Consider the following 26,348-nt stretch of genomic DNA (forward strand, 5'->3'; position numbering starts at 1 on the left):
GATGAAAAAGGGCACCTACAGGTACTATGGGGTGCTGCTTGGGCTCCCTCTCGGCACACCGATATTTACCTATCGGTGCGAGGAGGATGAGGTGTCACCGGACGAATTGCTTGGGCGAGTGGTCCTGGTCCCGCTAGGTGCAGGGAAGATTGTCTCCGGTGTGGTCTGGAGCTATCAGGGTACGGTCTCTCCTCTTCCGGTCGGCAAGGTCAAGAGTATCCGCAAGGTGCTCTCCCATCCTGCCATACCTTTGTCTGTGCGGAAGTTCTGGAGCTGGGTCGCTTCCTACTATATGTGCAGCCTTGGAGATGTGCTTCGAGCTGCTCTGCCGGCTCCCTTCCGACCGGAGGGAGGACAACGCTATGTGCTGCTGGATAGTGCCATAGGAGACGAAGCCGAAGTCTTGCGGAAGGAGCTGGGGACGTCATCCTTCTCACTAAAGGAGCTCAAGCAACTATTTCCTGACGATTATGCCGATCTCTACTCTTTGTGGTCCGAGGAGGGAAGTGCCGTGCCATACGACAAGGGCATCGGTGGAGGCGGAGCCCCTGTTAATGAAAGAGGGTGGGCCATCGGTCCTCTTATCCATCAGGTTGAGACTTTAGAGACGGTGCGGAAGTCGCTTAAGCGTAGCCCCCAAGTGCTTGAGGCACTTGATCGCTTAGCATCCGACCCTGAGGGGAGCGATCTCTTCTTCTCTACTCTCGCTGAGGTCTCAGACTATCTTGAGGTCTCAGCGTATGTAGTCGGGAGACTGAGAGAGTGCGGAGCCATTGAGGAGAGAGAGCGGGCTGAGGAGGTCTTCTCCGGTGAGACACCGAGCGGGGGACCACACCGAGATGGGATAATGCCCGACCTGACGGGGCGTCAGATCCTGCTGCTTCATATGCCTCGCTCCAGAGCTTGTGAGCGACTGCCCCTACACCATCTCTATGAGGAGGTCACTCAGTCGAGAGGGCAGGCGTTGCTCCTCTTCCCTACATTAGAGAGGCTAAGAGAGGTTGAGGGAGAGATAAAGGAGGTCTTTGGGTCATCATACTTCCCCTACCACAGTGGTGTCTCTCAGTCGGTTAGGCAGCGATCCTACCTGGCGGCATGGTGCCAGCTATCCGGACTCTTCGTGGGACTCCGGTCGGCAGTTTGGCTCCCTCTGGGATCTCTTAGCGAGGTGGTGGTGATAGATAGTGAGCATCGTGGGTATAGACAATGGGAGCCGGCACCACGCTTTACCGCCTCCGATGCTGTGCTGGTGCTTGCCGCGCTGTCCGATGCTAAGTCCTTGATCGTCTCAGCCACACCCTCGGTGGAGTGTATGGCTCAGGTGCTGAGGGGTAAGTATGCCCTCCAGACGATAGCCCCCGAAGCAAACGGAGGTAGGGTGTCGCTACAGACAGTCAGTATGAGGACCGCCTTTGATGACAATCAGGTACACGCTCGACTCTTATCAGACGTAATGGTGAGTGCCATTAGGGACACGATAGCAATGAGAGGGAAGGTACTCCTTCTCTATCAGCGTACCGGGTATGCCCGATCCATTGAGTGCAGTCATTGTGGCGAGCAACTCCTCTGCCCCCGTTGCCACACTGCCTTAAGACTGTCGTCAGATGCCAAGGTCATGGAGTGTCCTCTCTGCGGCTACAAGTCACCGCTCCCCACGAGATGCCCTCACTGTGATCAACCCACTCTCAGACCTATCGGGACAGGCATTGATCGACTGCAGGAGGCTGTGAGCCATTACTTCGGCGGAGTACAGGTCGCTCTGGTGGAGTCGGAAGATAAGGTGCCGAGGGCAGATATTTTGCTCTGCCCCGACTACGATCCCCCCGTCAGTCTCCTACACAAGGTCTCTATGGTGGGAGTGGTCCAGCTTGATCTGCTCCTTACTCTCCCGGATCATCGGGCAGCCGAGCGAGCCTACCGGATGCTGACCACCTGTAGGGATGAGCTGCGAGATGGGAGCAAGCTGATCGTCCAGTACTTCTCCAAGTCCCCTGCACTTGATGCGTTCTTAGAGGACGACTACGATACCTTTATGAAGTACGAGATGGAGGAGCGCCATCAGCTGCTCTTCCCTCCCTTCTGTCGCATCACGGACATTGTGCTTGAGTCAAGGAGTCAGGCTCTGATCAGCAGGTTTGCTGAGCGTGTGGCAAGGGAGCTGTCCCGACTGCTTCCTGATGTCCAGATCTTAGGACCTACTCCGCTCCCGGTCAATAAGCGAGGAGTCTCTTTTGGCTACCGGGTGACGCTATTGATCCCCTTAGATGTTGCGCTGTCGCCTCTCCGCACCTTCCTGAGTAGCACTATGGAGGGCTGGGTAAGGTCCTCCGGCATCCGCTCCCTCCACTGTTACTATGATGTGGACCCATAGTGGCTGATTTCTTTTACCGATATTAGAGATCACTAATACCGGTAAAAGAAATGACTAATATCGGTATTAGAGAAAGCTAATACCGATATTAGTTTTGAGGCACTTTTGACCAGACCGTCTTCGCGAAGGTCTTATAACAGTGAAAAGTGGTAACTTTGTCTCAGTAAGAGATGGGACTAGGGACCGGAGGGGTCTCGCTTATCTCCCTGCTTGATTTTGGAACTAATAAGTTAGTGGAATGATCAATCGATCGCTCATTCGTGTCAAGGTACTACAGGTACTCTATAATTTTTATCATACGAAGTCGATGTCAATCTCGACTGCCCAGGAGACACTGGAGGCTGCTATGGAGAGCGACTATAGGGTCTATCTCTACCTCTGCGGTTTACCACTGGACTTCTCAGACTTGGCTCGCAAGCTGATTGGGATTGAGGAGGGGAAGTTTTCCCCTGACCCAGATCGTCTCGCGCTGCTGAGGGCATTAGAGGCCAATCCTGTGGTGGAGTACCTCGAGGGTGATCAAGACTTCGTCGTGCGACGGATGGCTACATCTATCTTCCACAACCCCGATCTGAGTGAGCTCCATGAGATGGTGCTCTCAGAGACACTTGGCGAGCAGCCTGTGAGTGCTTCTCAGCTGGAGACCTTTGATGGAGCGCGCCAGTTCTATCGCGATCTATATGGTACCAAGTATCGGCAGTCGGATAGGGTCTACGACATTCTGGAGACGACGGATGCCTTTGTCACCGATGCTGATCTACCTGTGGTTTTCTCTTTCGTCACCAAGTTTTATAACGGCCTGGATCCTGAGAAGGAGGTCTCTAAGCTGTTGCGCCCCAAGTTTGCCTCCAAGAGCGATGGTGACTTCGGTCCGACTCTGCTGCGAGCTGCCATAGACAATAAAGAGGCCTACCGGGAGAGGATTAGTAAGTACTTCAAGGGCTGGGACGCTGAGCGGGTGAGCGAAGTGGACTACCTGCTCATGCAGATGGCAATGGCTGAGGCTATCGCCTTCCCCACCATTGCCACGACGGTGACGATCAATGAGTATCTCAATCTTGCTCACTCCTTTAGCTCCGAAAACTCTTATGTCTTTATCAATGGCATCCTCTTTAAGCTCTTCACAGACCTTAAGGAAGAGGGTATGATCATTGGAGACTAATAGCTGACTGTTTTTAATCATTATATAGGATAATATGTTACAAGCAATACTTCTTCAGGCTCAAGCGCCTCAGGGAAATGCCTTTATGAGCATCATCATGATCGTCCTGATGATCGTGATCTTCTACTTCTTTATGATCCGCCCACAGACGAAGCGGCAGAAGGAATTACAGAAAGCACGCGAGGCCATGAAGGCAGGGGACAAGGTGATCACCAGCGGAGGCATGTACGGCATCATCCGTGAGATCAATAAACCTAGCGGTCAGGTCACCCTCGAGGTGTGGGATGGTGTCAAGGTCAAGGTGGATATCAATAATATCTTCTCTCTCGAGGAGGTAGGTAAGGACAAGGACGCCAAGTAAAGTCCCACCGGTATCGCTTAGTCACCGATCATGATAGGACTTAGACGCAGGCTGAGAGAGGGCCGCTTCACCGCCTACTTTATGAGAGATAGGCGGTGGGTGGCGCTCTCTATCTGTCTGCTCATCTCTGTCTTCTTCTGGATCGTTGCAGCGATTGATGACCCGAGAGGCTATACTAAGGAGGTCGCAGTCCAGCTGGATAAGCCTATCCTCCCTACGAACTACCGGATGACAGACCTCTCTCAGTACCCTGAGGTAGTCTATGTCAAGGTTCATGCTAAGGGAGGTGCTCTGCTGAGGTATACCATTAATCAGATCGGACGCTCCTCCTATAGAGTGCGCCCTACAGTGGATACCACTCAGCTACTAACTGAGGGCGGTCAGTATCGACTGAGAGAGGCAGACCTTAAGCGGCTGCTCCTGAGCAAGCCTCTCCACGATATCTCACGGATGGATCTCAATACTGCGACTGACGTCACGATCTTTCCGGAGGACATCTCCTTCTCCTACGAGCCTCTCAGTGAGGGGAAGGCAGAGGTGCTATTTGGCAGCCAGATTGACTTTGGCGGTCATCGCAATTTTAAGCTCTCTGACACAATCAGCCTAATTCCTTCATCGGTACGGGTATTTGGGGTCAAGAGTGACCTGGAGGACTTTATGGCAGCCGGTGGTGTCCTCACGACGGATACGATCGGTCTGAGGATAGACAACCCCGGGCGTGATACCATTCGCGTTGCCGTAGTGACGCCATCCGGTATTGATGCGCGTCCCGACTCCGTCGACGTTATTCTGAAGACCAACGAGCTGGTGTACCACAGCTTTACTACTTCCGACATTGAGATCCGGAATCTTCCAGCCGGCTATGACCTGACTCTCCTTCCCATGCAGGTCACGGTGACCTATTTGGTGCCAAAGGATAGGGTGGGAGAGAAAACACTCTTTGACCCGAGACTATATATCGATGCTCGCGAAGCATTTGACGAAGCCAACAGAAAGTCTTTAGTGCTCCACGTCGACAAGATTCCGTCTCAGGTGGATATGATCCAGGTGGTACCTGACCGGCTCGACTTTATCCTCCGTGAGAGGAAGTGAGATGAGTAAGCGACCGCTTGTCATAGGCATCTGTGGTGGCATAGGCTCCGGTAAGAGCGTGGTCAGGAGAGTGCTGGGGCTACTCCTTGGTGCTCCCACCTACGACTGCGACACCCGAGCTAAGGAGCTATACCGAGACCCCGTGGTCCGGGCTGAGATTGCCTCACTTCTGCATGAGGACCCCATTGATCAGAGCGGTAGTCTCAATAAAGAACTCCTCTCGCAAGCACTCCATAGCGAGCATCTCAGACCGCAACTTGAGTCAATCGTTCATCAGGCTGTCAAGGACGACTTTGCCCGCTGGCTTAGCAAGTCTGCGGAGCCTTATGCGATACTGGAGTCGGGGATCCTTTTCTCCTCAGGACTCTATCGGAGTGTGGACTGCTCGATCGAGGTGGCTGCTGAGGATGCCTTGCGGTCCATGCGAACCCGTCTCAGGGACCGGGACAATGGTGCCACTCAGTACAAGTCTATGAATAGTCTACAGCACAAGGAAGCTGATCTCAGAAGCCGGCTGGTAGACTATACAATCTATAACAATGGATCTGACTCGCTGATCCATCAGTGCGAGCGGATCCTCTCAGAAATCAATCATCGTTAGACATGAAACTATCAGAAATCGTCTCTATCTCCGGGAAGCCCGGACTTTTCCTCTTCATCAATAGCTCCCGAGTGCCCTACACTGTGGAGGAACTGGAGACCGGGCGTCGGATGCCGGTCTTTGGCCGGGAAAAGATGAGCCTGCTCAGCAATATCTCTATGTACACTACCGAGGGGGAGAAGCCCCTAGCCGAGGTGATGCAGGGGATGTACGAGACCTTTGGAGAGGAGATCCCGGATGCACAGACTGTCTCTGAGAGTGCTGAGACACTCAAGACCTTTATGGATAAAGCTCTCCCCAATTGGGATCGGGAGCGGATCCATCAGAGCGATATCAAGAAGCTGGCTAAGTGGTATCAGATCCTGAGACAGAAGGGCATGGACTCCTTCCTGCTCACTGAGGAGGAAGAGAAAGAGGACTGAAGTACCTTTACCTCTTGATATAAAAAAGCGGAGCACTCATCAGGAGCGCTCCACTTTTTTTATAACTATCGGAAAGTCCCGTGGGGGAATGGTGAGTGGCCGAGGAGGAAAGCCCGTGTGGGCATCACCTTACTGGAGGGCCACTGTAGCTCGAGTAGCTCAATCATCCCCTCAGCAGTGCCTACAAATAGTCTCTTGTCGTCTGTCTCGATAGGCTCACCAGGGGCGAGATCACGGCTAATCTGCTTCTCGCAGTCAGGGCTTACGCTTAAGATCTTGATCTCTATCTCTTCATCGGAGGTCTCATCGTGGAAAAGGGCTACTGCCTTAGGGTAGGGCGCCATGGCTCTCACACGTCTATCGATCTCCTTTGCAGACATCGTGGTAAAGCAGATGGTCTGCTCCTCCTTGAAGATCTTCGGTGCCATCGGCAGATGAGAGACATCCTCCGGCTGGGGCCGACCGAGTCGCTCCTTTGGCTCCCCCGACTGCTCTATCAGGTCGATCGTCTCCTCAATCACCTTTGCTCCAACGACCATAAGTTTGTCATGCAGGGTCCCGCCTGTCTCATCTGCTGATATCGGTACATGCTCCTGGAGAAGTACTCGCCCGGTGTCGATCTCCTTATCAAGGAGGAATGTGGTGACCCCGGTCTCCTGCTCGCCATTGATCAGCGCCCACTGGATCGGTGCTGCTCCACGGTATTTAGGGAGTAGAGCGGCGTGGAGATTGATCGTCCCTCGAGAGGGCATATCCCAGACCTCCTCGGGGAGCATCCTAAAGGCGACGACAATAAATAAGTCAGCGTCAATCTTTCGTAGGCGCTCCAGAAACTCCTCGTCGCGCAACCGCTCCGGCTGGAGGACAGGCACATCGGGTAAGAGCTCCAGAGCAGTACGCTTAACGTCTGATGGCTGGAGTTTATGGCCACGCCCCTTGGGCTTATCGGGCATCGTGACCACAGCAACCACTTCTCGATGATGCTCTACGAGCGATCGGAGAGAGTATGCGGCAAATTCGGGTGTGCCGAAAAATACGATTTTCATTTTCTTATTCGTCACCAAAGTTGAGGTTGAGCACCCTCCGATAGACGTTGAGGATAGCCGACTTAGAGATGAAGCCGACATACTTACCCTCCGGGGTCTCCACCGGGAGATTCCAAAGTCCAGAGTCGTCAAAGATGGTCATCACATCCTCCATCTGCATATTTGTTTTGATTCGGATGCCCGGCTCTACCATAAACTTCTTCACCCGGAGCCTCTCGTATAGGTCGGGGCGAAACATAATGTTTCGGATATTGTCCAGCATCACAATGCCCACTAAGTGGTCGTCATCGTCCAGCACCGGGAAGATATTGCGCTGGCTCTCCGTGAAGGTCTTCACCGTCTCACCAAGGGTCTCTTCCGGATGCAGGGTCTTGAATTTCTTCTCCACCACATCCTCTACATCCATCAGTGTCAGCACTGCTCGGTCTTTCTCATGCGTCACCAGCTGTCCCTCTTCACCCAGCCGCATTGCATAGATATTGTACTTCGTGAAGATCCGCATAAAGCCATAGGAGATCAGAGACACCACCAAGAGCGGAAGGAAGAGATTGTACTGCCCTGAGAGCTCCGCAATCAGGAAAGTCCCGGTCAGCGGAGCGTGCATGACGCCAGCCATCAGTCCCGCCATACCCATGAGGGTAAAGTTTTGGTGGGGCAGATAGGTCTCTATGCCGAGCTCGCCGCATAGATAGGAGAAGAAGAAGCCAAGGAAGGCACCCACAAAGAGGGTAGGGGCAAAGGTCCCCCCACAGCCGCCACCGGAGTTGGTTGCTACTGTGGCGAAGATCTTCAGCAGCATAGCTGCCAGGAGGAAGAGGATAAAGCTCCGATGTGATGGGTCGGAGACATTCTCCAGCAGTGAGCCCTCCAAGATCCTCTCCGGGTGATCGCTCATCAGCATCGAGATGATGCCGTACCCCTCACCATAGAGAGGGGGGAGGAGGAAGATGAGACTGCTCAGGATCAGAGACGCAATCACAAAGCGGACGCTCCAGGTACTGATACCGCCAAGCTTACGCTCCAGCCAGGAAGAGCACCGGGTAAAGTAGAGTGACAGACCACCGCAACAGAGCCCGAGAAGAACCACGTATGGGAGTCTATTGAGAGTAAATGCCTCCTCCGCCATCACCGGGAAGAGAGCTCCCATTCCGAAGATCAGGTAGCTAACCGTTGCCGCTGTCACGGATGAGATCATTAGAGGCATCACGCTGGTGAGGGTGAAGTCCATCATCAACACCTCAATGACGAATAGCAGCCCAGTGATCGGAGCCTTGAAGATCCCCGCAATCGCTCCGGCCGCCCCGCACCCCACAAGGAGCATAAGGTTTCTGTGCTCCAAATGGAAGAGCCGACCTATATTGCTCCCTATGGCGGCACCGGTAAGCACGATCGGTGCCTCAGCTCCCACAGAGCCTCCCAGCCCGATGGTGATAGACGAGGCAACGACAGAGGTCCAGGTGTTGTGGGGCTTCAGTCGACTCTGACGTCGGCTGATCGCATAGAGTACCCTGGTGATGCCATGAGAGATATTGTCTCTGACGATGTACTTCACAAAGAGACCGCAGAGGAAGATCCCCACCACGGGCGTGATGAGGTAGGAGAGATAAAGGTCGGTGTGGGTATTCAGTCCGATAACGAAGTGCTGTATCGTGCTGACAAACCACTTCAGCAGCGCAGAGACGAGTGCACATGCGACACCGGTAAGCAGCGCCAATGCTGTCACCGGCATGCCCCCAGGGAGATGCTTATGGAGCCAGTCGAGAAATGGCTTGCTTGGTTGTGACTTTACCTCTGTCGCCTGCATTTACCGGATCACCTTTACCTCGCCTCTAAGTCCCAGCTTGATGACGTTGGAGGCTACATGCTTCGTCTGCTCCTCTTGGCGATACCTCACGACGTAGTCCACGCCATTGCGCACCTCGTCAGTTATGTCTGCAAAGGCAGCGGGCGATGGCTCGCCTGAGATATTTGCCGAGGTACTTACGATGGGTCCACCCAGCCGCTCACACATTTTCTTACAGAAGGGATCTCCCACCACTCTGATACCGGCGCTGCCATCCTCAGCGAGGAGGTTGGGAGCGAGACCAACGGCGTCGGGATAGATGATCGTCAGGGGCTTCGTCGCCGTATCCATCATGTCGTAGGCAATGTCCGGGATGGTCCGGACTACTTGTGCCAGCATCCCATCGCTTGACACGATAGAGAGGAGTGCCTTAGCATCATCTCTCTGCTTTAGAGCAAAAATCCGACTCACAGCATCAGCATTAGTCGCATCGCAACCAATGCCCCAGATGGTGTCTGTGGGGTAAAGGATCAGACCACCGCGCTTCAGCGTAGCGACAGCTTCGCTCAAATCGTTTAAGTCCCAGCGGGGCATCTCTTCTTGCTCTTCGTCCATTCTCTTCTTCATATTTATATCTGCATAAAGTCTCGGTAAAAGTCGATCGCCTCATCCAGCTCCTTTGGTGTAAAAAGCTCTGCAGGCGCAGGCTTGCCAATGCGATCTAGCATTACCACTGGCACCCCCTCCTCGGTCGAGCGGAGCTTCTTATCCTGCCGGGCAAGGGTGTGTATCTGCTCATACTCTGTACAGAGGACAGAGACGGGGGAAAAGTGGTCTCGCACAACTCTCGCCAGTCGCATCAGATCCTCCTGGGGCAGTCGATCCCTCCGTAGCGATAGGTACCCCTCCATTACCAGACCGGCAGCCACAGCGATACCGTGTGGCACCGGCTCGCCCTTGCTTAGATGAAGCGCCTCCAGAGCATGCCCGAGGGTGTGCCCGAGGTTGAGGAACTGTCGTCTGCCGCCCTTGTCCAGCGGGTCCGAGGCGACCACCTCTATCTTATAGTCAATACAGCGTCGGATGAGCGAAGGGGCTACCTCAGCCGTCCCCCACAAGTCCTCGTCCACGGAGAATCCCGTCAGCATGGAGTACTTCAGGATCTCACCCCAGCCGGAGAGCAGCTCCAACTCAGGTAGTGTGGAGAGGAAAGCGGGTGCTATCAGTACCTCCTCGGGGGTGTAGAAAGTCCCGACGCCATTCTTCACGCCCTCAAAGTCTATCGCTGTCTTACCGCCAATTGAGGCATCTACATCGGCCAGTAGAGTGGTCGGTACATAGACCAGCCCCATTCCTCGCTTGTAGGTCGCAGCGGAGAGCCCCGCCACATCCAGTAGCGCTCCACCTCCGATCGCTATCATTAGGTCTCCTCGGGTCGCCCCCAGGTCTGTAAGTCCACTCCAGAGCCGGATCAGCTGCTCAGCTGTCTTCGCTTCCTCGCCGGGAGGAAGCACAATGCCAGCTGATGCTATCCCGATCCGATCAAGACAATGGTCGGCACAATTGCTCTCGGTTACCCAGATCGCTCGACGACCTGACGTCAGTGACCGAAGTCGGGTGCGAAGTTCATCGAGGTCTTCGAAGAGAGTATAGCGGAGCGGGGACTCCATCGCATTTACTTATTCTTCTTAAGTCCCAGTTCTTTTAGGACAAAGTCAACCGCTTCAGACAGTCCCTCAGGTCGCTTCCCGCCTGCCGTAGCGAGGGAGGGCTGACCACCGCCACCTCCTTGGATGAATTGACCAGCAGCCTTGACCAACTTTCCGGCGTTGTACCCCTTCTTCACGAGGCCATCGCTGATCAGCACGGTAAGGAGTGCCTTGCCCTCATCCTTAGACCCGCTCACGAAGACATAGTCGCCATCCAGCACCTGCTTGAGCCCGAAGGCAATGTCCTTAGCAAGAGCAGACGGGATCGCTACGTCAGGGCGTATCACCTTCACGCCATCCACCAGCTCATAGTGCTTCTGCAGACGACTGATCAGGCTCCCCTTCTCACGCTCATAGGCCTGCTTTACCTCGGCAGAGAGGGTGTGATTCTCCTCTAGCACCTTCTTGATCGCTGAGATCAAGTTGCCCCCACCGAAGTAGCTCTTCACGCTCTCGATCGTGTCCTCCAGCTCATGCACATAGTCAAGAGCAGCTGGACCGGTAACGGCAAAGATACGACGTACACCGGCTGCCACGGAGGTCTCCTGGGTGATGTGGAAGCTCCCCAGTACCCCAGTCGATGGAGCATGACAGCCACCACAGAGCTCAATGCTGTCGCCGAATTGCATCACCCGGACGTAATCCCCGTACTTTTCGCCAAAGAGGGCAATGGCTCCCATCTCCTTCGCCTCAGAGATCGGTACATCCCTATGCTCAATCCGCTTGTAGTCTGCTTGGATTGCCTCATTGACCATCCGCTCCACCTCTCGGATCTCCTCCTTCGTCATCTTCTCAAAGTGGGCAAAGTCGTACCGGAGTACACGATCGCTCACGAGGGAGCCCTTCTGCTCCGTCGTGTCGCCAAAGAGTGTCCTCAGTGCATGGTCCAGTAGGTGGGTGGCTGTGTGGTTGCGCTCGATATTATACCTACGCTCACTATCAATGGAGGCAAGGAAGTCCTGATGGGGATCGGAAGGCAGCTTATCCACGAGGAGCATCGGCAGGTTATTCTCCTGGATCGTGTCGAGGACCTTGATCCTCTCCTGATCCTCCTCCCCGATGAGAGTACCGGTGTCGCCCACCTGACCGCCCATCTCAGCGTAGAAGGGGGTTGTCTCAAGGACCACCTGATAGCTCTTCTTTCCATTCTGAGTCACCTGTCGGTAGCGGACAATCCGAGTCTGCGCTTCGTGCATCTCATAGCCGACGAAAGTGGTCACTGTCTCTTGGTCACCGATCCACTGCCAGTCTCCGGTCTCGGTATGCTGAGCCTTACGGGCACGCTCCTTCTGTTTCGCCATCTCGCTGTCAAAGCCCTTCAGGTCGGCCTCCATCCCCTGCTCCTCAAGGATCAGCTCCGTGAGGTCTGCGGGGAAACCGTAGGTGTCGTAGAGCTCAAAGATGATCTCACCGGGTAGTGCCTTCTCTCCTCTCTTCTTCGACTCATCAATATGAGACTGCAGCATCTCGATGCCGGTGGAGAGGGTCCTGAGGAAGGCACTCTCCTCCTGCTTCGTCACGCGGGTGATCAGCTCCTGCTGAGCCACCAGCTCGGTGTAGTGTCCGCCCATGCTCTCCACCAGGGTGGGGATCAGGCGGTACATAAAGGGCTCCTTAAGATTGAGGAAGGTGTAGCCGTACCGAACAGCGCGCCTGAGGATCCTTCGGATGACGTAGCCCGCTCTGGTACTTGAGGGCAGCTGTCCGTCAGTAATGGCAAAGGCTATCGCCCTTATGTGGTCAGCGATCACGCGCATAGCCACATCGGTCTTCTCCGACGAGCCGTAGTTCACACCGGAGATCTCTGCCACCTTGCCGATAAGAGGCTGGAAGACATCGGTGTCGTAATTGGACTTCTTCCCCTGCATCGCCATGCAGAGACGCTCCAGCCCCATGCCGGTATCAATGACGTGGTGGGGCAGAGCCTCGAGGTGACCATCGGCCATACGATTGTACTGCATGAAGACGAGGTTCCAGATCTCGATCACGAGTGGGTCGTCCTGATTGACGAGGTCTCTACCGGGGATGCGAGCGATCTCCTCCTCGCTCCGCAGGTCGATGTGAATCTCTGAGCAGGGACCGCAGGGACCGGTCTCGCCCATCTCCCAGAAGTTATCGTGCTTGTCCCCATTGAGGATCCTATCCTCTGGCAGTAGCTTTGCCCAAGCGTCATACGCCTCTTGATCCCGCTCCAGACCCTCCTGAGGCGCTCCCTCAAAGATGGTGACATAGAGCCGATCCTTAGGAAGCTGGTACACCTCTGTCAGTAGCTCCCACGCCCAGGGGATGATCTCCTTCTTGAAGTAGTCACCGAAGGACCAGTTCCCCAGCATCTCAAACATAGTGTGGTGATAGGTGTCGTGTCCCACAGCGGAGAGATCGTTGTGCTTACCGCTCACGCGCAAGCACTTTTGAGAGTCGGTTACCCGCGGATATTTCCTTGGGGCATTCCCGAGGATGATGTCCTTAAATTGATTCATCCCCGCATTGGTAAACATAAGGGTCGGATCCCCCTGCAGGACCATCGGAGCGGAGGGAACGATATGATGTCCTCGCTCTGCAAAGAAGTCAAGGTACATCTGACGGATTTCATTAACCGTTTTCATATCTACTTAGAAGTGTATCAGTGAGACCCCGATCATGACATTGGGGTCATTAGTTTCTCTCTCACAAAGGTACTAATGAAAATGGACGCAAAGAAATGCACGTTCCCACATCCGAGGACAACAGACCAATACTGCGACCATTATCCTAAGAATAAGCCTATCATAAGCCCTGAGAGAATGGACTATATTCTTACAAAGAGTGAGATGGTTTTCTTAGCTCTCGGGGTACTCTTACCTAAAGGCAGATCCACTCACGCAGCTTTGGGTGTACATGAGGTAATTGCTGCCGGTCCTCAAGTGTGTAACCTCAGGTGCCAGACTTAGGAGAATAGAGGTATTAATCCACCACAATGGCATTATTTTCTCTACCTTTGCAGCGTAATCAGTAGTCTAAAATATTCAAGCGCCTCACATATATAAAGTATGGAGCAACTTAAGCACGAGTGTGGAGTGGTACTAATCCGACTTCGAAAGCCTCTCGAGTATTATTGGGAAAAATATGGCACCAGACGCTATGGTCTCAATAAGCTCTACCTGATGATGGAGAAGCAGCACAATCGTGGTCAGGATGGGGCCGGCGTCGCATGTGTCAAGCTTAAGGCTCCTGTGGGTACAGAATACCTCTACAGAGAGCGTGCCCTCGGCTCAGGAGCCATTTCTGAGATCTTCAATACCATCCATCACTCCATTGATGAGGCCATCGCTGACGAAGAGGCTGACGACCGCTTCTACGCTGAGTCGGCTCCCTATATTGGTGAGTGCTATATGGGGCATCTCCGCTACTCCACGACCGGCAAGTCCGGCTTACAGTATCTCCAGCCGGCGCTGAGACGCAACAATTGGCGAGCTAAGACACTCGCCATGTGTGGGAATTTTAATCTCACCACAGTCAAGGATATATTCAAGTACATCACTGCCCGAGGACAGCATCCCCGTGACACTTCTGATACGAGAGTGCTTATGGAGCTCCTTGGTCACCGCCTTGATCGTGAGGTGGAGCGGCGCTATGCGGATAGCAAAGCGAAGGGACTCGAGGGGATGGACATTACGGAGGATATTGAGGATCATATTGATGCCCTTCAGCCTCTCAGGGAGTGTGGGCCAATGTTTGACGGGGGCTACGTCCTCTGCGGCATGACCGGTAGTGGTGAGATGTATGCATTTCGTGACCCCTGGGGCATCCGTCCTGCCTACTACTACTATGATGACGAGATCTTCGTGGTCGCCTCTGAGCGACCGGTGATCCAGACGACACTCAACCTTACCTTCGACAAGGTGCATCAGCTCCAGAGAGGGCAAGCCATTGCTATCGACCGGAGTGGGGAGAATGTTCATCTGGAGCAGGTGCTAGAGCCGGAGGAGAATAAGGCGTGCTCCTTTGAGCGGATCTACTTCTCCCGCGGAAGTGACATTGATATATACCATGAGCGAAAGGCTCTCGGCAGCTATGTGGTGCCGGAAATCCTCAAGAAGGTGGATTACGACTTAGACAATACTGTCTTCTCCTTTATCCCCAATACGGCAGAGGTGGCTTATCAAGGGATGCTTCAGGGACTCGAGGACTACCTTGACCGGCGGAAGCAAGAGCTGCTGGAGATGCCTGAGAATAGGAGCTCGGAGAGGATCCACGACATACTCCGGAAGCGTATCCGCTCTGAGAAAGTGGCGATCAAGGACATCAAGATGCGGACCTTCATTACCGAGGGGGCATCACGTAATGAGCTGGCGGCTCACGTGTACGATGTCACCTATGGGTCTATACGCAGGGGTGAAGACAATCTCGTCGTGATTGATGACAGCATCGTCCGCGGGACGACTCTCAAGGAGAGTGTCATCCGCATCCTCAATCGACTTGGTCCGCGCAAGATGGTGATCGTCAGCTCCGCTCCTCAGATACGCTACCCGGATTGGTATGGCATCGCTATGAGTCGGATGGAGGAGTTCGTCGCTTTCCGTGCCGCCATCTCACTCCATAAGGAGCGGGGTATGGAGGATCGGATCAGCGATCTCTACGAGAGGATTAAGTCCCTTATGGGGAGCGAGGAGGTGCGTCAAACTAATTTTGTCAAGGAGATCTACGACCCCTTCTCTGTCGAGGAGCTCAATCAACAGATGATCAAGCTGATGCGACCCGCTGAGGTCACTTGCCCGATAGACATTGTCTTCCAGAGCATCGAGGGTCTCCACAAGGCTATCCCCGACAATCCGGGGGACTGGTACTTTACGGGAGACTACCCGACACCGGGTGGTATGCGCTTAGTTAATCAAGCCTTCATCGACTATTACGAAGAGGACTATAGAAGATAAGAGATACACGAAACCATATAGCGACCATGAAAAAGAAAGGTAAGCTCATCTTACAGGACGGCACCTGCTACGAGGGGACACTCTTTGGTGCCACCGATAAGAGTGTCAGCGGAGAGGTTGTCTTTAATACCAGTATGACCGGCTACCCTGAGGCCCTGACGGATCCCTCATATATGGGTCAGATGCTTGTCTGCACATACCCCATCATAGGCAATTACGGATTCCCTCCGGAGGATGTAGATCCCGCCACCAATCTGGCTCTCTACCTCGAGAGCCGGGAACTCCATCCGCTCGCACTCATCGTCCACGACTATACCGATGACTACTCTCACTGGAATGCCGCAGAGTCTCTTTCTGATGCTCTCAAGCGCCATGGTGTGGTCGGACTCTCCGGTATCGACACGCGGGAGCTTACCAAGGATATCCGTGACCATGGCCCGCTTATCGGTAAGTTGGTGGTGGACGACCAGGATATAGACTTCTTCCAGACCGACGAGGTCAACCTCGTTGCTGAGGTCTCTACTCCTGAGGTGATCCACCTACCCAAGAGTGGTGCCAAGCGAGTGGTCCTCGTGGACTGTGGTGCTAAGGAGAATATTGTCCGGATGCTCCTTGACCGCAACGTTGACCTCACGATCGTTCCTTGGGACTACGACTTTACCGGGATGGACTATGATGGTCTTTTCATCAGTAACGGACCGGGTAACCCGATGCAGTGCACCGCCCTCATTGACCATGTACGACAGGTCATTGAGAGCGGTGCAAAGCCTATAGGGGGGATCTGTATGGGAAATCAGATCATGGCTCTTGCCATTGGTGCCAAGGTGAAAAAAATGAAGTTTGGTCACCGCTCAGCCAATCAGCCGGTACGTCTCTGTGGCACAGATAAGTGCTTTATCACCAGCCAAAATCACGGATTTGCCGTTGATAGTGACACGCTCCCTGCCGGCTGGCGTCCCTACTTTGAGAATCTCAATGATGGCTCCAACGAAGGTATCATCCACGAGTCCGGGAGGTACTTCGCAGTCCAGTTCCACCCCGAGTGCCACGGAGGCCCGATGGATACCGAATTCTTTTTTGATGACTTTATTAAGCTCCTAAACTCGTGAACGTAAAGAAATACAAGAAGATCCTCCTCCTCGGGTCCGGTGCCCTCAAGATCGGGGAGGCGGGCGAATTTGATTACTCAGGATCTCAAGCCCTGAAGGCTCTCAAGGAAGAGGGAATCCATACCGTCCTCGTCAACCCCAATATAGCCACGGTGCAGACATCGGAGGGTATTGCTGATACGATTTACTTCCTCCCCGTCACTCCGTACTTCATTGAGCGAGTGATTAAGAAGGAGCGTCCCGATGGCATTATGCTCTCATTCGGTGGACAGACTGCACTCAACTGTGGTGTCGCCCTCTACGAGAAAGGGGTGCTCCGGGACTACAATATAGAGGTCCTCGGGACTCCCGTCCAGGCCATTATGGATACCGAGGATAGGGAGCTCTTCAGCGATCGTATGCACGAGATCGGGGTCCACACCATCTCCAGTGAGGCATGTGAGGATATAGAGCATGCCCGCGAGGCTGCTAAGAAGCTCGGCTATCCTGTCATCATCCGTGCGGCCTACGCCCTCGGTGGTATGGGGAGTGGCTTTTGCGACAACGAGGAGGAGCTAAATGCTCTCTGCGAGCGTGCTTTCTCCTTCTCTCCTCAGGTACTGGTCGAGAAGAGCCTTAAGGGGTGGAAGGAGATCGAGTACGAGGTTGTGCGCGATAAGTATGACAATTGCATAACGGTCTGCAATATGGAGAACTTCGACCCGCTCGGCATCCATACCGGTGAGAGTATCGTCGTTGCTCCCTCTCAGACCTTGACCAACTCAGAGTTTCAGAAGCTCCGCGACATCGCCATCCGTATCGTCCGCCACATAGGTATTGTGGGGGAGTGCAATGTCCAGTATGCCTTGGACACCCAGAGCGAGGATTATCGTGTCATTGAGGTCAATGCTCGTCTAAGCCGCTCCTCAGCACTCGCCTCCAAGGCCACCGGCTATCCGCTCGCCTTTGTGGCTGCCAAGCTCGGTATGGGATATGGTCTTCATGAGCTGAAGAATAGCGTTACTCAGACTACTTCTGCCTTCTTTGAGCCGGCACTCGATTACATCGTCTGCAAGATCCCCAGATGGGACCTCAGCAAGTTTGCCGGTGTATCGCGTGAGATCGGCTCCAGCATGAAGTCTGTAGGTGAGATCATGGCCATCGGTCGCACCATCGAGGAAGCGATCCAGAAGGGGCTTCGGATGATCGGTCAGGGAATGCACGGCTTCGTCGAGAATAAGGAGCTGGTCATCCCGGACATAGACAAGTCCCTACGGGAGCCTACCGACAACCGCATTTTTGTCATCAGTAAGGCTTTCCGAGCAGGGTATACGATCGATCAGATCCACGATCTGACTAAGATCGACAAATTCTTCCTCCACAAACTGCACAATATCATCAATACGGCTGAGGAGCTGGAGACCCTGTCACAGATCAGCGACATCTCGCCTGAGCTGATGAGGAGGGCAAAGGTACAGGGCTTCTCCGACTTCCAGATCGCCCGCGCGGTGCTCAAGCACACGATCAAGGATATGGATGCGGCTCAGCTGGAGGTCCGAGAGCTTCGAAAGAGTATGGGTATCACCCCGGTGGTGCGCCAGATAGATACTCTTGCTGCAGAGTACCCTGCCAAGACCAATTACCTCTACCTGACCTACGATGGTCATCGTCACGATGTTTCCTTTGAGGATGGGGACAAGAGTGTGATCGTGCTTGGCTCAGGGGCATACCACATCGGTAGCTCGGTTGAGTTTGATTGGTGTGGCGTCTCTGCCCTCAATACGATCAAGGAGGAGGGCTACCACTCCATCATGATCAATTACAACCCCGAGACCGTCAGCACCGACTACGACATGTCAGATAGGCTCTACTTTGATGAGCTGACTCTGGAGCGGGTACTTGACATCATTGACCTGGAGCAGCCTTATGGCACGATCCTGTCGACCGGTGGTCAGATCCCCAACAACCTCGCTATGAGGCTCCACCGCTGTGGCTGCAAGGTCCTCGGCACTCAGCCGGAGGATGTCGACCATGCGGAGGATAGATACAAGTTCTCCGAGATGTGCGACAGCTTGGGCATTGACCAGCCGGCGTGGAGCGAGCTGACCTCATTTGACGATGTTAAGGATTTTGTTGATAAGGTTGGCTATCCGGTGTTGGTACGTCCCTCCTATGTCCTCAGTGGTGCAGCGATGAATGTCTGCTCCAATGAGGAGGAGCTTCAGCGCTTCCTCCGTCTCGCCTCGGATGTCTCCCAGGAGCACCCGGTGGTGATCTCCGACTTTATGGAGAATACGAAAGAGATCGAGATGGATGCCGTTGCCGATAAGGGCGAGCTGGTTGCCTATGCGATCAGTGAGCATATCGAGTTCGCCGGTGTGCACTCCGGAGACGCCACTATCCAATTCCCCGGACAGAAGATCTACATTGAGACGGTGCGCCGCATCAAGCGCATCACCCGTCAGATCGCCAAGGCACTTAATATCTCCGGACCATTCAACGTGCAGTACCTTGCCCGTGGAAATGAGATCAAGGTGATTGAGTGCAATCTCCGGGCCTCGCGCTCTTTCCCCTTCGTCTCCAAGGTGCTCAAGATGAACCTTATCACTCTGGCAACGAAGATTATGCTTGGCAAGCCATATGACAAGCCTGAGAAGAGTGTCTTTGACCTCGACTATGTCGGTGTCAAGGCGTCTCAATTCTCTTTCTCTCGCCTTCAGAAGGCTGATCCTGTCTTGGGAGTGGATATGATGTCCACAGGAGAGGTAGGCTGTATCTCCTACAGTCCCTCTGAGGCGCTCCTTGAGTCGATGCTTGCCGTAGGGCAAAAGATCCCTGAGAGAGGTGTGCTGATGTCCACGGGTGGAGCTAAGCAAAAGGTAGATCTCCTTGAGCCGGCTCGCTTGCTGATCAAGCGCGGTCTCAAGATCTACGCTACCGAGGGTACCTGTCGCTTCCTTAACGAGAATGGTGTCCCTGCTGAGCTCTGCCACTGGCCTAGCGAGGAGGGTAAGGAACCCCAAGCCCTCGATCTGGTGCGAGATCACACGGTTGATCTGGTGGTGAATGTCAATAAAAACCTCACTCCGAGAGAGCTGACCAACGGCTACAAACTCCGTCGTGCTGCTATTGATCACAATATTTCCTTAGTGACCAACGCCCGTCTTGCTGCTTCCTTCATCGAGGCATTCTGTGCCAAGGATGTGGATGACATTGAGATCATGAGCTGGGACGAATTCAAGTAACTCAAGGTCACGAATACTGCTTGCAAAGGGCATCTAATCGCTGATTAGTGCCCTTTGCTTCGTATGGAGACGGAGGTAATAAAAGAGTAAATTAAATGCAACAGGGTTGTATTGATGAAATAATTCGCTAAATCCTTGGTTAAGCTACTATTTTAGATTATCTTTGTCGTGCAATAAGGGGATGCGAGTGGAGTGCCGGTTGCTCCCCCTACTGCTACCAATAGAGTGTAAGAAAGAAGATAAACTTTATACGAACACAACATTAAATTATGGCAAACATCGACTTAAGCAAGTACGGCATCAAGGGTGTCAAGGAGATCATCCACAACCCATCATATGACCGTCTCTTCAAGGATGAGACTGATCCGTCTCTCGAGGGTTACGAGAAGGGACAGGTGAGCGAGCTGGGCGCTGTCAACGTAATGACAGGCATCTACACCGGTCGCTCTCCTAAGGATAAGTTCTTCGTCGTAGACGAGACCTCCAAGGATACCATCTGGTGGGACAGCGAGGAGTATCATAACGACAACCACCCCTGCTCCAAGGAGACTTGGGATGTAGTGCGCAAGCTTGCCACCGATGAGCTCTCAGACAAGAAGCTCTACATCGTGGACGCTTTCTGCGGTGCCAATGAGGACACCCGCGTCAAGATCCGCTTCATCGTCGAGGTGGCTTGGCAGGCACACTTTGTCACCAATATGTTCATCCGTCCCTCCAAGGAGGAGCTTGAGAACTTTGGTGAGCCGGACTTCGTAGTCTACAATGCATCCAAGGCAAAGGTGGACAACTGGAAGGAGCTCGGTCTCCACTCTGAGACTGCTGTTGTCTTCAACCTCACCAGCCGCGAGCAGGTGATCCTCAACACCTGGTATGGTGGTGAGATGAAGAAGGGGATGTTCAGCTACATGAATTACCTCAACCCCCGTCGTGGCATGGCCTCGATGCACTCCTCTGCCAACACCGATATGAATGGCGAGCATACCGCCATCTTCTTTGGTCTCTCCGGTACCGGTAAGACCACCCTCTCCGCTGACCCCAAGCGTCTCCTGATCGGTGACGATGAGCACGGATGGGATGACGATGGTGTCTTCAATTACGAGGGTGGCTGCTACGCTAAGGTGATCAACCTGAGCAAGGAGGGTGAGCCTGCCATCTATGGCGCCATCCGTCGTGATGCACTCCTCGAGAACGTCGCTGTAGACAAGGAGGGTAAGATCGACTTCGCAGACAAGTCTGTCACTGAGAACACTCGTGTCTCTTACCCGATCTACCACATCGACAACATTGTAAAGCCGATCTCCAAGGCCGGTCACGCTGAGCGCGTTATCTTCCTGACCGCTGACGCCTTTGGTGTACTGCCTCCTGTATCTCTCCTTGATGACGCTCAGACTCAGTACTACTTCCTCAGCGGATTTACCGCTAAGCTCGCAGGTACAGAGCGCGGCATCACCGAGCCTACCCCCACCTTCTCTGCATGCTTCGGTGCAGCCTTCCTGACTCTGCACCCCACCAAGTACGCTCAGGAGCTGGTCAAGAAGATGAAGGCTCACAATACCAAGGCCTATCTCGTCAATACGGGATGGAATGGTACCGGTAAGCGTATCTCTCTGAAGCAGACCCGTGCAATGGTAGACGCTATCCTTGATGGCTCTATTGAGAATGCACCCACGAAGAAGATCCCTTACTTCAATCTCACGATCCCCACAGAGCTGCCCAACGTAGACTCTAATATCCTCGATCCTCGCAGCACCTACGATAGTGAGGCTGCATGGGAGGAGAAGGCTAAGGACCTCGCTGCTCGCTTCATCAAGAACTTCAAGAAGTTTGAGACCAACGACCACGGTAAGTCTCTCGTACCTGCCGGTCCTCAGCTCTAAGCAGCATGCATCAATAGCCTGAGACGCTACATTGTTCCGTCTCTCGCCTAAGTACTGAGATCCCAGCACCATATATCGGTGCCGGGATCTCTTTTTTTTACCCTTGTGTCCTGTGTATACGCAGTGTTATTACGATCTCATGCTGTGCCATTATCGTGGAGAGAGAGGGTGGGGAGCAGGTGAGTGAAATCGGGAGGTCTCGAGTAAAATAGACTGCTTGGGGCTTGAAGTGTGAGGAAAAAAGTGTACCTTTGCCACCACTTAAGAGTACGGGATGTAGCACAGTTGGTAGCGCGCCACGTTCGGGACGTGGAGGTCGACAGTTCGAGTCTGTTCATCCCGACAGATTTCTTGGTCGAGAAAGTATGTCCGCATACTTTCTCGACTATTGTTTTCCTTACCATATCCCGTTAGAGAGAAATCTAATACCGATATTAGGTTCTCTAATATCGGTATTAGACTTCTCTAATATCGGTATTAGTGATGAGGGTAAGCTTGGATAGGTGAGGCAGGTGCTCCGCTAACCTTCTCCTTATTGACAGTCAGTTGATTAGTGCTGTAAATGCCAGGCTGCTATTCGGAGACTATATCACCGGGGTCGGACTTCGTAAGAATGCTGCGATTACGTTTCACAGCTGATCCGTTAAGTCGTTTAATTGGGCTATCTTTGTAAGGTCATAGAGGGTGTAATCCTTCTCTCATAAGCAACTATCACTCATGGAGACAATTAAATCAATATATAAGATAGGTAAAGGCCCCTCGAGCAGCCATACAATGGGACCAAGACGGGCTGCGCTGATGTTCCTTGATCGTCTGAGTGGAGGTACGCCGGCGAGGTTCAGGGTCACTCTCTACGGCTCCCTTGCAGCCACCGGTAAGGGGCATATGACAGATGTAGCCATCCTCGAGGTGCTGGAGCCCGTTGCCCCCACAGAGATCGTATGGGAGCCCCAGACGGTCAAGCGCTTCCATACGAATGGTATGTACTATGAGGCGCTGGATAAGGAGGATAAGCTCATCGACTCGTGGACGGTCTACAGTGTCGGCGGTGGGGACCTGGCTAACGAGGAGTTTGATGAGAGTAGGGCGAGTGAGGTCTATCCTCACAACCGTATGACAGATATCCTGGCTTACTGCTTTGATGAGCACCTGTCGCTCTGGGAGTATGTGGAGCGCTTTGAGGACTCGTCGATATGGGATCACCTGGGGGAGGCTTGGCAGGTGATGCGATCCGCAGTAGAGCGAGGCCTTGACAACGACAGCATACTCCCCGGAGGACTCAATCTCCGCCGTAAGGCGGGCGAGTACTACGTACAGGCCAATAACTACAGCTACTCCACCAAGTCTCGCGGGCTGGTGTATGCCTACGCCTTGGCGGCAAGTGAGGAGAATGCGGGTGGTGGTCAGGTCTGCACCGGTCCCACCTGTGGCTCATCGGGGGTGATGCCGGGAGTACTCTATCACCTCAAGGTATCCAAGGAGATACCGGACAAGATGATCCTGCGGGCTATGGCTACGGCGGGACTCTTCGGTGCCATCTGTCGCACGAATGCCTCTATCTCCGGAGCTGAGGTGGGATGCCAAGGTGAGGTCGGCGTTGCCTGCTCGATGGCTGCTGCCGCTGCCAATCAGCTCTTTGGAGGCAGTCTTAATCAGGTGGAGTATGCAGCCGAGATGGGACTCGAGCACCACTTGGGACTGACCTGTGATCCCATCTGCGGTCTCGTGCAGATCCCCTGCATTGAGCGTAACGCCTTTGCGGCGGCAAGAGCACTGGATGCCAATGTCTACGCTTCGTTTTCCAATGGATTTCACCGAGTCTCTTTTGACCAAGTGGTCGAGGTGATGCGACAGACGGGTCACGACCTCCCGAGCCTCTACAAGGAGACCTCCACCGGTGGTCTGGCTACCAGCTACAGGACCCCCATTGCTCGTCTCGGCAAGGAGATATCGTACAATCGAGAGGAGGCAGAGAAGTCAGAGGAGGGCCCAAAGTTGTCCTTTTTTATGTAAGTTTGTCTGCTTCTGAGAAAGAATAATCACTATCCACATATGACGAGATCAGCAGAGAGTCGCAAGCCTATCCGCAGAGCGCTTGTATCGGTATACCATAAAGAGGGGCTGGAGAAGCTCCTGAGACAACTAGGGCAGAGTGGAGTGGAGATCCTCTCCACGGGTGGCACCTATGACTATGTCACCAGCCTTGACCTTCCCTGTACTAAGGTGGAGGATCGTACCGGTCTTCCCTCCATCCTGGGCGGGAGAGTTAAGACCCTCCATCCGGTGGTCTTTGGCGGGATCCTTACTCGCCGAGGTAACGAGCAGGATGATAAGGACTGCCGTCGCTTTGACATTGATCCGATAGACCTTGTGATCGTCGATCTCTACCCCTTTGAGGCTACTGTTGCCTCCGGGGCTTCCCATGAGGATATCATAGAGAAGATTGATATCGGCGGTATCTCTCTGATCCGTGCAGCCGCCAAGAATTACTCCGACGTGGTGATCATCCCCTCTGCTAAGTATTACGATGAGCTCACTGCCATGCTCGATGAGCAGGCCGGTGAGACGACGCTGGAGCAGAGGCGACACTTTGCACGCGCTGCCTTTGAGGTCTCCTCATCCTACGACACTGCGATCCATAATTACTTCCTCTCTATAGACGATCCGGCAGACGAGTCGGAGGATCTGTTCCCCGAGGAGCGTTTCGCTCTCTCTATGGAGGGATGTCAGCCTATGAGGTATGGTGAAAACCCTCATCAGCGGGCTGCTTACTATGGTAAGGGCTTTGAGGAGCGCTTTGACTACCTCCACGGCAAGCAGATTAGCTACAATAACCTGCTGGATGTGGATGCTGCAGTGCATATGATCGAGGAGATGGACGAGCCTGCGTGCGGTATTGTCAAGCACAATACTCCCTGTGGGCTGGCAGTCCGTGAGACCATACGCGATGCCTATATGGCTGCTCTTGCGTGTGACACGGAATCGGCCTTTGGCGGCATCGTAGTACTCAACAGACCGGTCGATATGGAGACTGCGGAGGAGCTGCATAAGCTCTTCATTGAGGTCCTTATAGCTCCCGAGTATAGCAAGGAGGCACTGGAGCTGCTGACACAAAAGAAAAACAGGATCATCCTGAGAGACAAGATCGGCAAGGATAAGTATCCTCTCCAGTACCGATCTGCCCTCGGTGGTGTGCTGGTGCAGGAGCGTGATACACTTGTGGATCAGGCTAAGGATCTCACGGTGGTCACTCACTTGACTCCCACGGAGAGTGAGACGAGTGATCTACTCTTTGCGATGCAAGCGGTAAAGTACTGCAAGAGTAACGCTATAGTCCTCGCCAAGGATCGTCAGATCTTGGGTGCCGGCTACGGTCAGACCTCTCGGGTGGAGGCGCTGAGACAGGCGATCAGCAAGGCAGCTGCGATGGGCTTCTCTCTCGAGGGATCCGTCATGGCTTCTGATGCATTCTTCCCCTTCCCCGACTGTGTAGAGATAGCTCATGAGGCGGGCGTGGTGTCCGTCATCCAGCCGGGCGGATCTATACGCGACCAGGAGAGCATAAGCTATTGCGATGAGCATGGTATGTCCATGGTGACCACCGGTCATCGCCACTTTAGACACTAACTTTTTTACTAGATACAGGATGGGCTTTTTCTCACTGACAAGGAAATTAGCCGTAGACTTAGGTACTGCTAACACGGTCATCATAGAGGATGGCAAGATCATCATCGATCAGCCAAGCTATGTGACACTAAATAAGAAGACTGATAAGGTCGAGTGGGTCGGCGCTGAGGCGTATCGTCGCTTCGAGAAGGAGAATAATGATCTCTCCACCGTCCGTCCACTTAAGGATGGCGTGGTCGCTGACCTGGACGCCTGCGAGTATATGATCCGCGGGATGATCCGGATGGCTACGACGAAGAAACACTTCTTCCCCACCTCACTTAAGGTCGTCGTCTGCGTCCCCTCAGGCAGTACGGATGTAGAGATACGTGCCGTGCGCGATGCGGCTGAGAAGGCCGGGGCCAACGAGGTGTACCTCATCCATGAGCCGATGGCTGCAGCGATCGGTATTGGTATTGACGTGATGGAGCCTACCGGCAATGTGATCGTAGATATCGGTGGTGGTACGACGGAGATCGCTGTGATCTCTCTTGGTGGCATTGTCAATAATAAGTCGATCAAGGTGGCGGGAGACGAATTCACCAACGATATCGTCGACTATATGAAGGTCGAGCACAGTATCCGCATCGGTGAGCGTACCGCTGAGGAGATCAAGAAAAATGTTGGCTCTGCTCTTGATCAACTGGACAATGAGCCTGAACCCTATACGGTCGTGGGACAGGACTTGGCAAGTATCCTGCCTAAGACGGTGGATGTCAATTACCATGAGATCTCTACCTGTCTCGATAAGTCGATCACCAAGATAGAGACCGCTATAGGAAACGCTTTGGACGACACTGCCCCCGAGCTGTATGCCGATATTTTCAATAACGGCATCTACCTTGCGGGGGGAGGTGCTCAGCTGAAGGGACTTGATAAGAGGCTTCAGGCTAAGTTTCAGATCCCCTTTAAGATCGCTGATGACCCCTTATACTCCGTCGCCAACGGCACTTTCATTGCTCTTCAGAACTCCGATAAGTACACTCTGCTCTTTAAGTAATTCATCCGCCAC

The 26,348-nt window shown here is 53.6% G+C and carries 18 protein-coding genes and 1 tRNA gene; 14 read left to right on the forward strand and 5 right to left on the reverse strand.

The window, feature by feature from the left end; genetic code table 11:
- Position 1 precedes the first annotated feature (1 nt).
- The 6 genes from HMPREF2890_RS01605 (at position 2) to HMPREF2890_RS01630 (ending at position 6,009) form a co-directional block, all read left to right on the forward strand.
- A complete protein-coding gene (locus tag HMPREF2890_RS01605) occupies positions 2-2,371 on the forward strand; it encodes a primosomal protein N' family DNA-binding protein (protein ID WP_070464369.1) in 2,370 nt (789 codons plus the stop codon).
- A gap of 238 nt (positions 2,372-2,609) precedes the next feature.
- Positions 2,610-3,533, forward strand: a complete 924-nt coding sequence (locus HMPREF2890_RS01610; protein WP_070464371.1) for a transcription antitermination protein NusB — start codon at positions 2,610-2,612, stop codon at positions 3,531-3,533.
- A gap of 34 nt (positions 3,534-3,567) precedes the next feature.
- The gene (gene yajC, locus HMPREF2890_RS01615) at positions 3,568-3,894 is read left to right on the forward strand and encodes a preprotein translocase subunit YajC (RefSeq protein WP_070464373.1); all 327 of its coding nucleotides are present in this window, start codon (positions 3,568-3,570) and stop codon (positions 3,892-3,894) included.
- Between the two features lie 30 nt (positions 3,895-3,924).
- Complete coding sequence (locus tag HMPREF2890_RS01620; RefSeq protein WP_070464375.1) at positions 3,925-4,986, forward strand: YbbR-like domain-containing protein; 1,062 nt, start codon at positions 3,925-3,927, stop codon at positions 4,984-4,986.
- Between the two features lies 1 nt (position 4,987).
- Positions 4,988-5,587 carry a dephospho-CoA kinase gene (locus tag HMPREF2890_RS01625; protein ID WP_070464377.1) on the forward strand — a complete coding sequence of 200 codons (600 nt, stop codon included), beginning with the start codon at positions 4,988-4,990 and terminating at the stop codon, positions 5,585-5,587.
- Between the two features lie 2 nt (positions 5,588-5,589).
- On the forward strand, positions 5,590-6,009 hold the full coding sequence (locus HMPREF2890_RS01630; RefSeq protein WP_070464379.1) for a DUF5606 family protein: 420 nt from the start codon (positions 5,590-5,592) through the stop codon (positions 6,007-6,009).
- A gap of 65 nt (positions 6,010-6,074) precedes the next feature.
- On the opposite strand, the gene fmt is transcribed toward HMPREF2890_RS01630, so the two are convergent.
- From fmt to alaS, 5 genes are read right to left on the reverse strand one after another with little or no spacing between them, the layout of a single operon-like run.
- The gene (gene fmt, locus HMPREF2890_RS01635) at positions 6,075-7,055 is read right to left on the reverse strand and encodes a methionyl-tRNA formyltransferase (protein WP_070464382.1); all 981 of its coding nucleotides are present in this window, start codon (positions 7,053-7,055) and stop codon (positions 6,075-6,077) included.
- A 4-nt stretch (positions 7,056-7,059) separates the two neighbouring features.
- Positions 7,060-8,859 carry a chloride channel protein gene (locus tag HMPREF2890_RS01640; RefSeq protein ID WP_070464384.1) on the reverse strand — a complete coding sequence of 600 codons (1,800 nt, stop codon included), beginning with the start codon at positions 8,857-8,859 and terminating at the stop codon, positions 7,060-7,062.
- Complete coding sequence (locus HMPREF2890_RS01645) at positions 8,860-9,465, reverse strand: L-threonylcarbamoyladenylate synthase (protein ID WP_148130644.1); 606 nt, start codon at positions 9,463-9,465, stop codon at positions 8,860-8,862.
- Between the two features lie 2 nt (positions 9,466-9,467).
- Positions 9,468-10,508, reverse strand: coding sequence for a 3-dehydroquinate synthase (locus HMPREF2890_RS01650; RefSeq protein ID WP_070464386.1), 1,041 nt, complete (start codon positions 10,506-10,508; stop codon positions 9,468-9,470).
- A 5-nt stretch (positions 10,509-10,513) separates the two neighbouring features.
- Positions 10,514-13,153, reverse strand: a complete 2,640-nt coding sequence (alaS, locus tag HMPREF2890_RS01655) for an alanine--tRNA ligase (protein ID WP_070464388.1) — start codon at positions 13,151-13,153, stop codon at positions 10,514-10,516.
- Positions 13,154-13,576: 423 nt separating this feature from the next.
- Between alaS and HMPREF2890_RS01660 the strand changes: the two genes are divergently transcribed.
- The 8 genes from HMPREF2890_RS01660 (at position 13,577) to HMPREF2890_RS01695 (ending at position 26,336) form a co-directional block, all read left to right on the forward strand.
- Entirely contained in the window at positions 13,577-15,460 is a 1,884-nt protein-coding gene (locus tag HMPREF2890_RS01660) for an amidophosphoribosyltransferase (protein WP_070464391.1), read from the forward strand.
- Positions 15,461-15,486: 26 nt separating this feature from the next.
- Positions 15,487-16,569: a glutamine-hydrolyzing carbamoyl-phosphate synthase small subunit gene (gene carA / locus HMPREF2890_RS01665; protein WP_070464393.1), complete on the forward strand. Its 1,083-nt coding sequence runs from the start codon at positions 15,487-15,489 to the stop codon at positions 16,567-16,569.
- Positions 16,566-19,793: a carbamoyl-phosphate synthase (glutamine-hydrolyzing) large subunit gene (carB, locus tag HMPREF2890_RS01670; RefSeq protein ID WP_070464395.1), complete on the forward strand. Its 3,228-nt coding sequence runs from the start codon at positions 16,566-16,568 to the stop codon at positions 19,791-19,793. The genes carA and carB overlap by 4 nt, the downstream gene beginning before the upstream one ends.
- Positions 19,794-20,062: 269 nt before the next feature.
- A complete protein-coding gene (gene pckA, locus HMPREF2890_RS01675; RefSeq protein WP_070464398.1) occupies positions 20,063-21,670 on the forward strand; it encodes a phosphoenolpyruvate carboxykinase (ATP) in 1,608 nt (535 codons plus the stop codon).
- Between the two features lie 270 nt (positions 21,671-21,940).
- Positions 21,941-22,013, forward strand: a tRNA-Pro gene (locus HMPREF2890_RS01680).
- 374 nt (positions 22,014-22,387) lie between these two features.
- Positions 22,388-23,683, forward strand: a complete 1,296-nt coding sequence (locus tag HMPREF2890_RS01685) for an L-serine ammonia-lyase, iron-sulfur-dependent, subunit alpha (protein ID WP_083289733.1) — start codon at positions 22,388-22,390, stop codon at positions 23,681-23,683.
- A gap of 39 nt (positions 23,684-23,722) precedes the next feature.
- Positions 23,723-25,297: a bifunctional phosphoribosylaminoimidazolecarboxamide formyltransferase/IMP cyclohydrolase gene (gene purH, locus HMPREF2890_RS01690; RefSeq protein ID WP_070464402.1), complete on the forward strand. Its 1,575-nt coding sequence runs from the start codon at positions 23,723-23,725 to the stop codon at positions 25,295-25,297.
- Positions 25,298-25,316: 19 nt separating this feature from the next.
- Positions 25,317-26,336, forward strand: a complete 1,020-nt coding sequence (locus HMPREF2890_RS01695; RefSeq protein ID WP_070464404.1) for a rod shape-determining protein — start codon at positions 25,317-25,319, stop codon at positions 26,334-26,336.
- Positions 26,337-26,348 lie beyond the last annotated feature (12 nt).

Origin of the sequence: Porphyromonas sp. HMSC065F10, assembly GCF_001808555.1 — a bacterium.
In the GTDB taxonomy this organism is placed as follows: domain Bacteria; phylum Bacteroidota; class Bacteroidia; order Bacteroidales; family Porphyromonadaceae; genus Porphyromonas_A.